This is a genomic window from Chelatococcus sp. CO-6, from assembly GCF_001271345.1.
In the GTDB taxonomy this organism is placed as follows: Bacteria; Pseudomonadota; Alphaproteobacteria; order Rhizobiales; family Beijerinckiaceae; genus Chelatococcus_A; species Chelatococcus_A caeni.
Map to the genome: position 1 here is coordinate 3,385,043 of NZ_CP012398.1, position 13,092 is coordinate 3,398,134.

At 68.5% G+C, this 13,092-nt stretch carries 15 protein-coding genes and 1 pseudogene; 8 read left to right on the plus strand and 8 right to left on the minus strand.

The window, feature by feature from the left end; genetic code table 11:
• Positions 1-20 precede the first annotated feature (20 nt).
• The 7 genes and pseudogenes from AL346_RS25835 to AL346_RS15885 form a co-directional block, all read right to left on the minus strand.
• A complete protein-coding gene (locus AL346_RS25835; protein ID WP_256374270.1) occupies positions 21-149 on the minus strand; it encodes a hypothetical protein in 129 nt (42 codons plus the stop codon).
• Positions 150-325: 176 nt separating this feature from the next.
• Positions 326-508: pseudogene (locus AL346_RS24770) on the minus strand (type II toxin-antitoxin system VapC family toxin); the annotation flags it as partial.
• 50 nt (positions 509-558) lie between these two features.
• Positions 559-1,227, minus strand: coding sequence for an amino acid ABC transporter permease (locus tag AL346_RS15865; RefSeq protein ID WP_019404524.1), 669 nt, complete (start codon positions 1,225-1,227; stop codon positions 559-561).
• Positions 1,227-1,901, minus strand: coding sequence for an amino acid ABC transporter permease (locus AL346_RS15870; RefSeq protein WP_019404523.1), 675 nt, complete (start codon positions 1,899-1,901; stop codon positions 1,227-1,229). The genes AL346_RS15865 and AL346_RS15870 overlap by 1 nt, the downstream gene beginning before the upstream one ends.
• A gap of 6 nt (positions 1,902-1,907) precedes the next feature.
• Entirely contained in the window at positions 1,908-2,672 is a 765-nt protein-coding gene (locus AL346_RS15875) for an amino acid ABC transporter ATP-binding protein (RefSeq protein ID WP_019404522.1), read from the minus strand.
• Positions 2,673-2,684: 12 nt separating this feature from the next.
• Positions 2,685-3,554, minus strand: a complete 870-nt coding sequence (locus tag AL346_RS15880) for an ABC transporter substrate-binding protein (protein WP_157672282.1) — start codon at positions 3,552-3,554, stop codon at positions 2,685-2,687.
• Between the two features lie 137 nt (positions 3,555-3,691).
• Positions 3,692-4,669 (minus strand): LysR family transcriptional regulator, encoded by a 978-nt coding sequence (locus AL346_RS15885; RefSeq protein ID WP_082312541.1) that lies wholly within the window; start codon positions 4,667-4,669, stop codon positions 3,692-3,694.
• 80 nt (positions 4,670-4,749) lie between these two features.
• On the opposite strand from AL346_RS15885, the gene AL346_RS15890 reads away from it, so the two are divergent.
• Genes AL346_RS15890 through AL346_RS15920 form a run of 7 tightly spaced genes read left to right on the plus strand, consistent with a single transcriptional unit; the run spans position 4,750 to position 11,883 of the window.
• Entirely contained in the window at positions 4,750-6,099 is a 1,350-nt protein-coding gene (locus AL346_RS15890; RefSeq protein WP_019404519.1) for a dihydroorotase family protein, read from the plus strand.
• A gap of 10 nt (positions 6,100-6,109) precedes the next feature.
• Positions 6,110-7,357, plus strand: a complete 1,248-nt coding sequence (locus tag AL346_RS15895; RefSeq protein WP_053193845.1) for a Zn-dependent hydrolase — start codon at positions 6,110-6,112, stop codon at positions 7,355-7,357.
• Between the two features lie 5 nt (positions 7,358-7,362).
• On the plus strand, positions 7,363-8,019 hold the full coding sequence (locus AL346_RS15900) for a flavin reductase family protein (protein ID WP_019404517.1): 657 nt from the start codon (positions 7,363-7,365) through the stop codon (positions 8,017-8,019).
• On the plus strand, positions 8,016-8,717 hold the full coding sequence (locus AL346_RS15905; protein ID WP_019404516.1) for an aspartate/glutamate racemase family protein: 702 nt from the start codon (positions 8,016-8,018) through the stop codon (positions 8,715-8,717). The genes AL346_RS15900 and AL346_RS15905 overlap by 4 nt, the downstream gene beginning before the upstream one ends.
• On the plus strand, positions 8,714-10,153 hold the full coding sequence (locus AL346_RS15910) for an FAD-binding oxidoreductase (protein ID WP_019404515.1): 1,440 nt from the start codon (positions 8,714-8,716) through the stop codon (positions 10,151-10,153). The genes AL346_RS15905 and AL346_RS15910 overlap by 4 nt, the downstream gene beginning before the upstream one ends.
• Positions 10,154-10,165: 12 nt before the next feature.
• Positions 10,166-11,098 carry a dihydrodipicolinate synthase family protein gene (locus AL346_RS15915; RefSeq protein ID WP_026015546.1) on the plus strand — a complete coding sequence of 311 codons (933 nt, stop codon included), beginning with the start codon at positions 10,166-10,168 and terminating at the stop codon, positions 11,096-11,098.
• Positions 11,098-11,883 carry an SDR family oxidoreductase gene (locus AL346_RS15920; protein ID WP_053193848.1) on the plus strand — a complete coding sequence of 262 codons (786 nt, stop codon included), beginning with the start codon at positions 11,098-11,100 and terminating at the stop codon, positions 11,881-11,883. The genes AL346_RS15915 and AL346_RS15920 overlap by 1 nt, the downstream gene beginning before the upstream one ends.
• A 299-nt stretch (positions 11,884-12,182) precedes the next feature.
• Here the strand turns inward: AL346_RS15920 and AL346_RS25130 are convergent, their stop codons facing one another.
• Entirely contained in the window at positions 12,183-12,554 is a 372-nt protein-coding gene (locus tag AL346_RS25130; RefSeq protein WP_156332778.1) for a hypothetical protein, read from the minus strand.
• A gap of 75 nt (positions 12,555-12,629) precedes the next feature.
• On the opposite strand from AL346_RS25130, the gene AL346_RS15930 reads away from it, so the two are divergent.
• Positions 12,630-13,049, plus strand: coding sequence for a helix-turn-helix domain-containing protein (locus AL346_RS15930; protein ID WP_019400909.1), 420 nt, complete (start codon positions 12,630-12,632; stop codon positions 13,047-13,049).
• Positions 13,050-13,092 lie beyond the last annotated feature (43 nt).

Consider the following 13,092-nt stretch of genomic DNA (forward strand, 5'->3'; position numbering starts at 1 on the left):
TGCCGGCCGGCTGAGGCTGGTCAAGGTTGCGCAGACCGGTCGGCGGCGGATGGCTTGGTCTTCTCCAGGATTTTCACGGCTCCTTTCTGCTCGAGTTCGTCGGGCGGCGCCGCATTGCTGTGCGTCGATGGCGGACCGATCCACAGCATCGTTTCCTCCCGGAGCGCTGACGCCGCCGGCTCATTGCCATCCGCGTGGCCGGTGCGAGCCAATCGGATGACGTTCGAGCCAGCGCACCACCGCATCGACGAGCGAGGTCTGGAAATTGAAGGCCGGCTTGTAGCCTGGGATCAGTCCTCACCGAGCCCCTTGAGCACGGCACTGGGTCGAGCGTATGCACCGTGGCGCCATGTTCCGATGCGACGGCGAGATGCAGCGCATCGCCGGCGCGGAGCCCGAGAGCATGCTGATCGGCGAACTTCGCCGCCGTCCGGAACTGCCCGTCCGTCACGGGCAGCACGGTAAAGCTCTCGGCGACCAGCTTGTTGAACATGGCGAGCGCGGCTGACGCTGACATCTCGGCGCATAACACCTCGAAGGTGCCGGTGCGCGTCGACGTCAGGCAGCGGCGGTCCTGTTCTGGAGCCGGGACACCAGGCGCACGAAGGGCCAGAACATCAGGAAATAGATGATGGCCGCGGCGATGAGCGGCGTCGGGTTGTAAGTGAGGCCCTGCGCGATCTGCGCCGAACGCAGCAGCTCCTGCAGGGCGACCGCCGAGGCGATCGATGTCTGCTTCACCAGTTCCACGGTGTTGCTGACGAGATCCGGCAGCACGTTCCGCGTCCCCTGCGGCACCACCACATAGGTCATGCTCTGGCCCCAGGTCAGGCCCGTCGAGCGCGCGGCCTCTCGCTGCCCGCGCGGCACCGACTCGAGACCGGCGCGGAAGATCTCGGCGAAATAGCTCGAACCGTTCAGTGTGAGCGCAAGGACGGCGGCGGAAAACTCGCCAAGCTGGAGGCCGAGGAACGGCAGGCCGTAGAAGATGAAAATGAGCAGGACGAGCGGCGGGATGGCCCGCATGACGTCGACATAGGCCACGATGATGCCGCGCAGGACAGGGCTTCTCGCTTCCTGCGCCAGGGCGACCAGCAGCCCGCAGAGCACCGCGAGCGGCACCGCGACGAGAGCCAGCGTGGCCGTCAGCCACAGACCCTCGGCGAGAAGCGGCCAGACTTCCCGCAGGATGTCGAAGTTGAGGAAGGTGGTCGTGAAATCGCGCATCAGTGCCTCGGGTGTCCGTAGGCCCGCTCCAGCCAACGTGTGAAGCGCACGAAGGGGAGGAAGAGAGCGAGGAACAGCATGGCGCCGACGGTCAGCGCCGTCGGATTGGCGACGTTCGACTGGATGGAGGAGGTGACGTTGAGAAGCTCGGGCACCGCGACGACGGAGCCGAGCGTGGTGCCCTTGCTGATGCCGATGGCACGATTTGTGAGGGGCGGGATGCCGAGCCGGATCGCCTGCGGCAGCACGACATAGGCCAGCGTCTGGTTGAAGCCGAGCCCCGTCGAGCGGCCGGCTTCCCACTGCCCCTTCGGTACCGAGGTGATGCCGGCCCAGAAGATTTCCTCGGCGAAGGCTGAGAGCACCATCGACAGCGCCACCACCGTGGCCGTGAAGGGCGACAGCACGAGGCCCGAGAAGGGCAACGCGAAATAGGCGAGGATGATGAGGACAAGCTGCGGGATGGAGCGGAAGAGGTCGATGTAGAAGATGATCAGCGCGTTGAGGGGGCGGATGCCGTAGAGCCGCAGCACCGCGAGCAGGAGGCCAAGCGGGATGCCGATGGCGACCGTCAGGATCGACATCTCGACGGTGATCAGGAAGCCGTGGAGGATGTCCGGCCAATAGCCCGAGAGGCGCGAGAAATCGAAGAAGTAGCGGATGATCTCGTCCATCGCCCGTCACGTCCTGGTGCGGTTGACGAAATCGCGGATGCGCTGGTGGCGCGGCTCGACCAGGATTTCGTGCGGCGTGCCGACATCGAGCACCTTGCCCTCGTCCATGAACACGACACGGTCCGCCACCTCGCGGGCGAACTGCATTTCGTGCGTCACGACGATCATCGTCATGCCGAGCTGCTTGGTACGCATCATCACGTTGAGCACCTCGCCGACAAGCTCGGGATCGAGCGCGGAGGTCGGCTCGTCGAAGAGCATCACCTGCGGTTCGAGCGCCATCGCCCGCGCGATGCCCACCCGCTGCTGCTGGCCGCCGGAGAGCTGGGCGGGATAGGCGTCCGCCCTGTGGGCGAGGCCGACGAGATCGAGGTGGTGCCGGGCCTTCTCCTCCGCCGCAGCCTTGGACAGGCCCGCCACCTTGCGCATGGCGAGGGTGACGTTCCCGAGCGCGGTCATGTGCGGATAGAGGTTGATGCCCTGGAAGACCATGCCGATGCGCCGGCGCAGGGCATTGAGGTCGACCTTGCGGCCGGTGATCTCCTGTCCGCCGACGGTGATGCGCCCGCCCGTCGGCTCCTCCAGCCGGTTGATGCACCTGAGGCAGGTGCTCTTGCCCGAGCCGGACGAGCCGACGATGACGACGGCTTCGCCGGCGGCCACGGCAAGGTCGATGCCTTTGAGGACCTCCACGTTGCCGAAGGACTTGCGCAGGTCCTTAATGACCACGATGTCGCGGGCGGCATCGGTTCCGTTTGCTGTGGCCGTCATGTCATCCCGCCGTCAGTTGCAGACCGCTTTGTGCTCGGTGGGGTCATAGCCCTCGAAGTCGGGCGCCCCGTAGCCGGGAAACGCGACCGTGGCGGACGATTCCGTTTCGGGCTTCACGCCGAACCACTTCTCGTGGATCGCGGCGAGCGTGCCGTCCTGCTTGAGGCACTCGATGGCCTCGTCGATCTTGTTGCGGAAGGCGACGTCATCCTTGCGGAAGGCGAGGCCGAAGTTGCGGCCGGTCGACAATACGAACGGCACCTCGGCGTGCGGCGTCTGGGTGGCGATGTAGCGCGAGACCGGCGCATCGGCGAGATTGGCGAAGGCGCGGCCGATCATCACCGCCTGCACTGCATCCGCGTTCTTGTTGTAGCGCTGGATCGTGAAGCCGTACTTGGCCTCGTTGTCGCTCGCCCACTTGTCGGAGACCGAGCCGTTGTTGACGGTGATCGCCTTGCCCTTCAGGTCCTCGGGCCCGGAGACGGTGTTGCCCTTCTCGACGAGGAAGCCAATGCCGGTCGGCATGTAGGGTTCGCTGAACAGCATCTGCTCGGCGCGTTCCTTGGTGATGTTCGTCGGCGCGGCGATCAGCTCGTAGCGCTTGGAGAAGAGGCCGGCGAAGATCGCCGAATAGTTGACGTCGACGACCTCGACGCCCGGCCGGCCCAGCTTCTCGGCGATGGCTGTGGCGAAGTCATAGGCAAAGCCTGTCACCTCGCCGCTCGGCTTCTTGAAGGCGAAGGGCGCGAAGCCGACGTCGAGCGCGACCTTCAGCTTCTGATCCTGCGGGTGGTCGGCATCCTGCGCGGCGGCGGGCACGGCCGCGGCGAGCGCAAGACCGCAGAGTGCGGCGCGAAACATCCGCAACGTTGGCTTCTTCATTCCTGGCTCCTCTGAGAGTGTCCCGACAAGCAAAGGGCAGGCCATTCGAGGGCGTGCCTCACAGTGCCGGTATGGCTCGAAGCGTATCAGTGACAAGCCATGAGGTGGTTATGATAATTCGTCGCCAGGACATAACGTCATGTTAAGTGCGCGACATCGAAGTCCTCGCCCTGCGAGGCCGCAGGCGGCGGTGTGCCGATGAGCTGGCGCAGGTCGCGCACGAAGGTGCGGGCGATGTGCGACATGGGCTCGAGGCGGGACGAGAGCAGATGGATGCGCATCGTGGTCTTCGGGACGAGGGGGCGCGCGACGATGTCGGGCCAGGTGCGACCGGACAGGACGAATTCGTCCACGATGGCGACGCCCGCACCCGCCTGCACGAGCGCGCAGGCCTGCGGCGTGAAGCGCACCTGCGTGTTGACGCGCACGGGCGCGCGGCTGGTGCGCAGCGCCTGCTCGACGTGGAGGCCGTAGGGGGTCTGCGGGCCGTAGCCGATCAGGGGAAATGGCGCGAGGTCCGCCACCCTGACGGACTTGAGCGCTGCCAGCGGGTGCTCCTGCGGGCAGATGACCATGAGCCGTCCCTCGGCGATCTGGCTCGAAAAGACCGTCGGCTCGTCGACGGGCAGCACCGTCAGGCCGAGATCGACGCGGTTGGCGCCGACCCTGGCGACGAGATCCGTCAGGGTCAGAATCTCGAGCTCGATGCGCACGTCCGGATAGCTGGCGCGGAAACGGGCAATGGCCGTCGGAACGATCGCCTGGCCGATGCTGGGGCTGGCGACGATGCGCACGGAGCCTGTGCCGCGCCGGCGCAGTTCCTCCGCGATCTCGTTCACCCGCAGGACGCCCTGATGCACCTGGTCGACCTCGGCAAAGAGCCGCCGCGCCTCCGGCGTCGGCTGCACGCGGCCCTTCACGCGCTCGAACAGCTTCAGCTTCAGCCTGTCCTCCGTATAGGCCAGCAGCCGGCTGATGGCCGGTTGCGACACGGACAGGAGGCGGGCGGCTCCCGAAATCGAGCCGGTGATCATGATGGCGCGAAAAACCTCAATCTGCCGAAGGTTTAGGCTCACCCGATAACACTCCGTTATGGATCGCCTAAAAATTAGCATGCCTCGCTCTGGCTTTCACCCGCTATCTTGCCGGCGAGGGCGCTCCTCCGGGCGCGGCATGCATGAACGACAGGTGGTCCATGAGCGATTTCGATCTCGTGCTTCGCGGCAAGGTGGTCACGGCCGATGCGGTCATCGAGCGCGGCTATGTTGCCGTTTCCGGCGGCAAGGTGGCCCGTGTCGGTGAGGGTGCGCCGCCGTCGGCCCGCGAAACACAGGATGTCGGCGACAGCTGGATCATCCCCGGCGTCATCGACGGCCAGGTGCATTGCTACAGCGCCGGGCGCGAGGAGGGCATCGGCACAGGCTCGCGCGCCGCGGCGGCCGGCGGCATCACCGTGATGGTCGACATGCCCTACGACCAGCCCGAGCCCGTCACCAGCGCGGCGCTCTTCCGCGAGAAGGTGGGCGTCGTCGAGCGCGAAGCGCATGTCGACGTCGCCCTTTACGCGACGATCGCGCCCGAGAACGGGCTCGACGCCATCCCCGGCCTCGTCGAGGCGGGGGCCTGCGCCTTCAAGTTCTCGACCTTCGAGGCCAATCCCACGCGCTTCCCGCGCATCGGCGACGACACGCTCTACGAAGCTTTCCGCCGGGTGAAGCCGTCCGGCCTCCTGTGCGGCGTGCACAACCAGGATCAGGAGCTGACGCGCAAGAACATCGCCCGCGCCATGGAGACGGGCGACACCGGCTGGGACGCCTTCGGCCGCGCCAACAACATGCTGGTCGAGAATCTCGCCACCGCGCGCATCTACGAACTCGGCGCCGAAACAGGTGCGCGTGCCCATGCGGTGCACGTCTCGACCTCGCGTGGCTTCGAGATCTGCAACATGTACAAGCGCAACGGCCACGCGGCGACGGTGGAGACCTGCGTTCAGTACCTCATGCTGAACGAGGAGGAGCATGTGCGCCGCTTCGGAGCCAAGACGAAGCACTATCCGCCGATCCGCCCGAGGGCCGAGATGGAGCGGCTGTGGACGCACATCGCGGCCGGCCACTGCGATTTCGTCTCCTCGGACCATGTCTCCTGGGGGCTCGAGACGAAGAACGATCCGGTCATCTTCAAGAACATGTCCGGGGGGCCGGGTCTCGAGACGCTGCTGCCGGCTTTCTGGACCGGCTGCGAGGAGCACGGCATCTCTCCGACGATGGTCGTCAAGCAGCTCTGCGAGGGGCCGGCGAAGGCCTTCCTCCTCGCCGACAAGGGACGGCTCGCCGAGGGTGCCGATGCGGACATCGTGGTGCTGGATCCAGGTCGCTTCGTGCACGACCCCGGCAAGAGCCTGTCGGCCGTGAAGTGGAGCTCCTTCGAGGGCCGCGAATTCTCCGTCCGTGTGGCGGCAACCTATGTGCGTGGCCAGCTCGTCTGGGACGGCTCGGCCATCCGCAACAAGGGCGGGGACGGCCGCTTCCTGCGTCCGGCGGCCTGACGGCGCGGCCATGCAGATCAATGCCGAGCGGTTGTGGGCGCGGCTTGCCGCGCTCGCCGAGATCACGGACAAGGCGGAGCCCTGGACGCGGCGGTCCTTCACGCCGCGATTCCTCGAAGGCCGGGCCTGGCTGGAGAAGGAGTTCGCGGCCGCGGGGCTCGCGGTCTCGCGCGACGCCGGCGGCAATCTCGTCGGGCATCTGCCGGGCCGTGAGGCGGCGCGCGTGCCGATCGTTCTCGGTTCGCATTCCGACACGGTGCCGGCGGGCGGGCGCTTCGACGGCACGCTCGGCGTGCTCGCCGGGCTCGAGGTGGCCCAGTCGCTGCAGGAACAGGGCATCGTCCTCGACCACCCGCTCGAGGTCATCGACTTCCTCGCCGAGGAGCCGAGCGACTTCGGCCTCTCCTGCATCGGCAGCCGGGCGGTTGCCGGCGCATTGACGCAGGACATGCTGGCGATGACGCGGCCCGACGGCATGACGCTCGCCGAGGGGCTCGCCTATGTGGGCGGCCGCCCCGACGCCCTCGCTGAGGCGGCGCGCCCACGCGGCGCGATCGCGGCCTATCTCGAGGTCCACATCGAGCAGGGCCGTGTGTTGGAGAGCGAGGGACGCGACATCGGCATCGTCACCGATATCGTCGGCATCCGCCGCGAGCGTATCGTCGTGTCCGGCCGGGCCGATCATGCCGGCGCGACGCCCATGAACCTGCGGCACGATGCGCTCGTTGGCGCGGCGCGCATCATCGATGCGGCCCATCGCAAGGCCTTCGCCGGCGGCACCGACGACAAGCCGATGGTCGCGACGGTCGGCTATCTCGTCAATCAGCCGAACGCCGCCAATGCCGTGCCGGGCCGTGTCGAGATGATCCTCGAGGTGCGCTCCGGCGACGAGCTGGCCGTGTCGGCCTTCACGCAGGAGCTGCTTGCCGCCGCCGCACCGGCGCTTGCCGAGCTCGGCGTCAGTGCCACGTCCTCCCTCATCAGCCATGTCCCGCCGACGCCCTGCGCGGAACCGATCCGCACCGCGATCGTGCGAGCGGCCGACGGGCTCGGTCTCAACCATCGGGTCATGCCGAGCGGGGCCGGCCATGACGGCATGTTCGTCTCGCGTGTCGGCCCCATCGGCATGATCTTCGTGCCGTGCCGGGACGGGCGCAGCCACGCGCCGGAGGAATGGATCGAGCCCGAACAGGCGGCCACCGGCGCGCGTGCGCTCGCGGCGGCGGTCCTGGAGCTCGACCGCGCGCTCGCCCGGTGACGGTCATGGATGTCGCGGCCGCCGACCTGCCGGAACGGGACCTCTACAAGCTGCTCGTCAACACGGTGCTGCCGCGCCCCATCGCGCTGGTCACGAGCTGCGACAGGGCAGGGCGGGTCAATGCGGCGCCGTTCAGCTTCTTCAACGCCTTCAGCCATGCCCCGCCGCTCGTCGTCCTCGGCATCGAGGGGCGGGAGGGGCAGGAGCCGAGCAAGGACACGCTCCGCAACATCCGCGAGACGGGCGGTTTCGTCGTCAATCTCGTGGACCGGGCGCTGGTGCCGGCGATGACCGTCTGCGGCATCGATTTCCCGCCCGAAGTGGAGGAGCTCGCCATGGCAGGGCTCGACACGTTGCCCTCACGGGCCGTCGCGGCCCCGCGGATTGCGGCGTCTCCGGTCCAGTTCGAGTGCCGGGAACGGGTCTCGCTCGGGCTCGGCACGCGCCACCGGACGCTCGTCATCGGCGAGATCGTCCATCTGTGGATCCGCGACGGTCTCGTCGACGAGCAGGGCCATGTCGATGTCGATGCGCTCGACCTCGTCGGGCGCCTGCATGGCGCCGACTGGTACGTGACGACGCGAGACCGCTTCCGCGAACCGCGCAAGACACAAGCAGACCTTGAGGCAGGCGCCGCCGCGCCGCCGGAGAAAGAGCCATGAGCAGCGAACGGCACGGAACCGTCTACGTCATCAATCCCAACTCCAGCACCGCGGTCACGCAGGGCATCGATGCCGCGGTGGCCCCCTTGCGCAGCACCGACGGGCCGGCCATCGCCTGCCTGACGCTCGCCGAAGGGCCCGCCGGCATCCAGTCCCAGCGCGACGTGGACGGCATCGTCGGGCCGCTGCTCGCGCGAGCGGCGCCGCTCGAGGACGAGGCCGGCGCCTTCGTCATCGCCTGTTTCAGCGATCCCGGTCTCCATGCCCTGCGCGAGCAGAGCAGCCGGCCGGTGCTCGGCATCGCCGAATGCGGCGTCCTCACGGCGCTGACGCTCGGCCAGCGCTTCGGCGTCATCGCCATCCTGCCGACCTCCATCCCGCGGCACCTGCGCTACTTCGGCGCCATGGGCGTCTCGGCGCGCCTCGCCGGCGACCGGGCCATCGGCCTCGGCGTGACGGAACTCGCCGACGAGGAGCGCACGCTCGCCCGCATGAGCGAGGTGGGGCGCGTCCTGCGCGATACGGACGGCGCGGACGTCATCGTCATGGGCTGCGCCGGCATGGCGCGTTTCCGCGATCCGCTCGAGGCGGCGCTCGGCGTGCCGGTGGTGGAGCCGACCCAGGCCGCGGTCGCGATGGCTCTCGGCCGGGTGTGCCTCGGCTGGTCCGGCAAGACCGGACGCGGGGCGGCGGCATGAACTCCCTTGTCGACGAACTCGCCCGCGTCGTCGGTGCCGACCACGTGCTGACGGCGGCCGGTGAGCAGGCGCCCTATGTCACCGACTGGCTGGGCAAATATCGCGGCAGCGCGCTCGCCGTCGTCCGGCCCGGTTCGAGCGAGGAGGTGCGCCGTGTGCTCGCGGCCTGCCATGAGGCGGGGGCGATCGTGGTGCCGCAGGGCGGGCATACCAGCCTCTCGGGCGGCGCGACGCCGGACGGGAGCGGCAATGCGGTGGTCCTGTCGCTCACGCGGATGAACCGCATTCGCGAGATCGATCCCATCGGCAACACGATCACGGTCGATGCCGGCTGCGTTCTCGCCCGCGTGCAGGAGGCCGCGCGCGAGGCCGGGCGCTTTTTCCCGCTGAGTCTCGGCGCCGAGGGCAGCTGCACCATCGGCGGCAATCTGGCCGCCAACGCCGGAGGCGTCGCCGTGCTGCGCTACGGCACGATGCGCGAGCTGACGCTCGGGCTCGAGGTGGTGCTGCCGGACGGCCGCATGTGGGATGGGCTGAAGGCCCTGCGCAAGGATAACTCCGGCTATTCCCTCAGGGATCTATTCATTGGATCGGAAGGCACCCTCGGCGTCATCACTGGCGCCGTGCTGAAGCTGTTTCCCGAGCCGCGTGCGCGAGCGGCGGCCTTCGTCGCGGTGCCTGGGCTCGATGCGGCGCTCGGCCTCCTTGCGGTGGTGCGCGAGCGCTGCGGCGATCGCCTGACGGCCTTCGAGTTCATGACCGACGTGTGCCTCGACCTCGTCACGCGGCATGTCGCTGACGCGCGTCTGCCCTTCGGGTCATTGCCCGCCGCCGCCGTGCTCGTGGAGCTGTCGGACACCGATGGAGAAGCGGCTCTCGCCGAACGGCTCGAAACGGCGCTCGTCGATGCGGTCGAGGCCGGGCTCGCGGAAGACGCGGTGGTCGCCCAGGACGGCACCCAGGCTCGCGCCTTCTGGCGTCTGCGCGAGGGCATCTCGGAGGCGCTGGTGCGCGCCGGCAAGGCCGCCAAGCACGACGTCTCCGTGCCGGTCGCTGAGATGGCCGCCTTCGTGCGCGAGGCCGGGGCGGCGGTCGAGGAGAGTGCGCCGGGGGCGCGTCCGGTCGTCTTCGGGCATCTCGGCGACGGCAACCTCCATTACAACGTGCTGCGGCCGGAGGTTGCGAGCGAGGAAGCCTTCGCCGCCGCGGCTCCGGCTCTCACGCGCCGCGTGCACGACGTCGTTGCCCGCCATCAGGGCTCGATCAGCGCCGAGCACGGCATCGGCCAGCTGCGCGTCGGCGAGATGTCCGGGTGCAAGTCGCCGCTCGAACTGGAACTGATGAGCGCGCTCAAGACCGTGCTCGACCCGCAATGGCGTTTCAACCCGGGCAAGCTGCTGCCGCCGGATATGGCGGCACGCCGGCCGGTGGAATGAGAGGAGTCTCCCATGGCTTTGTTGGGTGAGGGCGCCTCCGGCGTCTTCGTGATCGGCGTCACCCCTTTCGCTGAGGACGGGGCGCTCGACCTCGACAGCACGGATCGTGCCGTCGACTTCTATCTCGAGCGCGGGGCCACGGGCCTGACCGTGCTCGGCATGATGGGCGAGGCGCCCAAGCTCACGGCAGAGGAAGCGCGCAGCTTCGTGCGCCGCGTCCTGGCGCGTGTGGGTGGACGGGTGCCGGTCGTCGCCGGCGTGTCGGCGCCCGGCTTTGCGCCGATGCGCGAACTCGCCGAGAAGGTGATGGACGACGGGGCCGCCGGTGTCATGGTGGCGCCCCCCGCGAGCCTGCGCACCGACGACCAGATCTACAACTACTACGAGATGGCGGCAGAGACGCTGGGGGCGGCGACGCCGTTCGTCCTGCAGGACTTTCCCCTGGCGACCGGGGTGCAGATTGCGCCCGGTGTCATTCAGCGCATCGTCAGGGCCATCCCCTCCTGCGTCATGCTCAAGCACGAAGACTGGCCGGGCCTTGCGAAAATCGCGGCCCTGAGGGCCGCAAGCGACCGCGGCGAGACGCGGCGCATCTCGATCCTCGTCGGCAACGGCGGAATCCTCCTGCCGGAGGAGCTGTCGCGCGGGGCGGACGGCGCGATGACGGGCTTCGCCTACCCGGAGATGTTGGTCGACGTCTGGCGGGCGCACGCCGCCGGCAATGTCGAGCGGGCGCACGATCTGTTCGACGCCTATCTGCCGCTGGCGCGCTACGAGCAGCAGCCGGGTCTCGGCCTCGCCATCCGCAAATATGTGCTGGCGCGGCGCGGCGCCATCGCCTCGGCGACCTTGCGCAAGCCGGGCGGCAAGCTCTCGCAGGCCGATATCGCCGATATCGAGCGTCTCATCGCGCGGCAGGAACGCCGCCTCTCGGAGTTGGGCTGATGGATCTTGGACTGAAGGGCAAGCGGGCGCTGGTTCTGGGGGCGAGCCGCGGCCTTGGGGCGGCGATCGCCCGCACGCTGGCGGAAGAGGGCGCGAGCGTCGTCGCGGCCGCGCGCAGCGAGGAGAAGATCAGGGCCTGGGCCGGCGCCCTGCCGGCCGAGGTCGGCGGGCGCGTCACCGCCGCGCGGCTCGACCTCGCCGACCTCGCCAGCGTCGAGGCGCTTGTCGAGCGGCTGATCGCGGAGGGCGGCGTCGACATCCTCGTCAACAATTCCGGCGGGCCGCCGCCGGCCGATGCGCGCGAGGCCAAGCGTGCCGACTGGCTGGTGCAGTTCGAGGCGATGGCGGCCAACCTCTTCCACCTCACCCAGCGCCTCCTGCCCGGCATGCTGGCGAAGAAGTGGGGCCGCATCGTCACCATCGCCTCCTCGGGCGTCGAGCAGCCGATCCCGCGCCTTGCCCTGTCGAACGGCATCCGCTCGGCGGTGGTGGGCTGGTCGAAGACGCTGGCGAGCGAGGTGGCCGGCCAGGGCGTGACGGTGAACGTGGTGCTGCCCGGGCGCATCGAGACCGAGCGGGTGGAAGAGCTCGACGCGGCCAATGCGCAGCGCCAGGGCAAGACGCCGGAGGAGGTGGCCGAGGCCTCGAAGGCGACGATCCCGGCCGGCCGCTACGGCACGCCGCAGGAATTCGCCGACGTGGTCGCCTTCATCGCGAGCGAAAAGGCCTCCTACGTCACCGGCGCCAAGATCCGCATCGACGGCGGCGCGACCCGCGGCATCTGAGGCGGGAAGGCGCGCCTTATAGCGTGTCGGTGCGACCATCGGCCGTTCGGAGAGCATTCGGGAGCGCTTTCCTCCCACGTTCACGTCCTCCTGCCCGTCATCGTGGCTGCCGCTTTCGGCGCGGGCCTCGATCGCGCCCTGGCTGCGCCGGCGGTGGAGCGGTTCGATGATTGGGAGGCGCATTGCGGTGAGGGGATGGGGGCGACCGCCCCTAGGGCGGGGCGGCGCTGGTCGCCGGCGCTTCACCCTAGCTCGCGTGAGGGTGGAGCCCTTAGCGAAAATCGCCAGCGGGAGCCGGGTCATAGGTGCGATCGGGGATGTGTCCCTTGGGAATCGACGTACTGCCGCGCGAGCGTCGCTTCGAAGCGCAAGGCCGCGGCTCGTTCAGCCTGCCCCAGGCGCTCGAATTGCGCAGCCGCATCCTCGCGCTCCTCGATTTCCGAGACCAGGACGCGCCGGATCTCTTGGTCACCCAGGGCGAGCCGCTCCACTTCCGCTGCGCCGCTCCAGAAATCTTCACCCGGCGCTGGGCCCGCGGCCGCGCGCGGCGCTTCGGCATTGTCGAGTGCCGCGACGAGATTTCGAAGCAATGCGATTTTCGGCCGATCCTTCTCCTTCAGGGCATGTCGCAGGTCGGCCCTCAGCCGGGTCTTCACAGACTCTGCGGTCATAATGTCCTCATTGCTCCCAATGTTGCGTTCAATAATTCCTAATCATATATAAATAGGGAATCATGAGGAGCTCCAATGTCGAGCAAACTCGCTACGGTCGAGCAGGCCGCCGAAGAGCTCGGACTGCATCCCAAGACCGTGCTCCGCTATATTCGCGAGGGGCGCTTGTCGGCGACCAAGATCGGAAAGGCCTATCGCATCGATCGCGGCGCGCTGGACGCGTTCGGCGGGGTCGTGCGGGGCCGTTCGGGTGCGGCCGATGTTCGCGCGACGTGCGTCGTCGAAATCGCTGACATCTCGCCCGAGGGAGCGGAGCGGACGGCATCGCTCCTCAATGCGGCCAGCATGACGGACGGGGCGCGGCCGGCGCCGTTGCATCTCAGTACGGCGTTCGACCCAACGAGCCGCCATCTCAAGATCGTCCTTGTCGCAAGTCCATCGGACGCAGCGAAGCTGCTCGAGCTGGTGGATCTGCAGCTGCGTGCTCTCAAATGACGGCCACGTTCTATCGCAGCGACAAGGCTGCTGCCGAGATCGA

Coding starts and splice junctions, on each gene's coding strand:
- AL346_RS25835 (WP_256374270.1), bottom strand. CDS start 149: ATGCTGTGGATCGGTCCGCCATCGACGCACAGCAATGCGGCGCCGCCC.
- AL346_RS15865 (WP_019404524.1), bottom strand. CDS start 1,227: ATGCGCGATTTCACGACCACCTTCCTCAACTTCGACATCCTGCGGGAA.
- AL346_RS15870 (WP_019404523.1), bottom strand. CDS start 1,901: ATGGACGAGATCATCCGCTACTTCTTCGATTTCTCGCGCCTCTCGGGC.
- AL346_RS15875 (WP_019404522.1), bottom strand. CDS start 2,672: ATGACGGCCACAGCAAACGGAACCGATGCCGCCCGCGACATCGTGGTC.
- AL346_RS15880 (WP_157672282.1), bottom strand. CDS start 3,554: ATGAAGAAGCCAACGTTGCGGATGTTTCGCGCCGCACTCTGCGGTCTT.
- AL346_RS15885 (WP_082312541.1), bottom strand. CDS start 4,669: ATGCTAATTTTTAGGCGATCCATAACGGAGTGTTATCGGGTGAGCCTA.
- AL346_RS15890 (WP_019404519.1), top strand. CDS start 4,750: ATGAGCGATTTCGATCTCGTGCTTCGCGGCAAGGTGGTCACGGCCGAT.
- AL346_RS15895 (WP_053193845.1), top strand. CDS start 6,110: ATGCAGATCAATGCCGAGCGGTTGTGGGCGCGGCTTGCCGCGCTCGCC.
- AL346_RS15900 (WP_019404517.1), top strand. CDS start 7,363: ATGGATGTCGCGGCCGCCGACCTGCCGGAACGGGACCTCTACAAGCTG.
- AL346_RS15905 (WP_019404516.1), top strand. CDS start 8,016: ATGAGCAGCGAACGGCACGGAACCGTCTACGTCATCAATCCCAACTCC.
- AL346_RS15910 (WP_019404515.1), top strand. CDS start 8,714: ATGAACTCCCTTGTCGACGAACTCGCCCGCGTCGTCGGTGCCGACCAC.
- AL346_RS15915 (WP_026015546.1), top strand. CDS start 10,166: ATGGCTTTGTTGGGTGAGGGCGCCTCCGGCGTCTTCGTGATCGGCGTC.
- AL346_RS15920 (WP_053193848.1), top strand. CDS start 11,098: ATGGATCTTGGACTGAAGGGCAAGCGGGCGCTGGTTCTGGGGGCGAGC.
- AL346_RS25130 (WP_156332778.1), bottom strand. CDS start 12,554: ATGACCGCAGAGTCTGTGAAGACCCGGCTGAGGGCCGACCTGCGACAT.
- AL346_RS15930 (WP_019400909.1), top strand. CDS start 12,630: ATGTCGAGCAAACTCGCTACGGTCGAGCAGGCCGCCGAAGAGCTCGGA.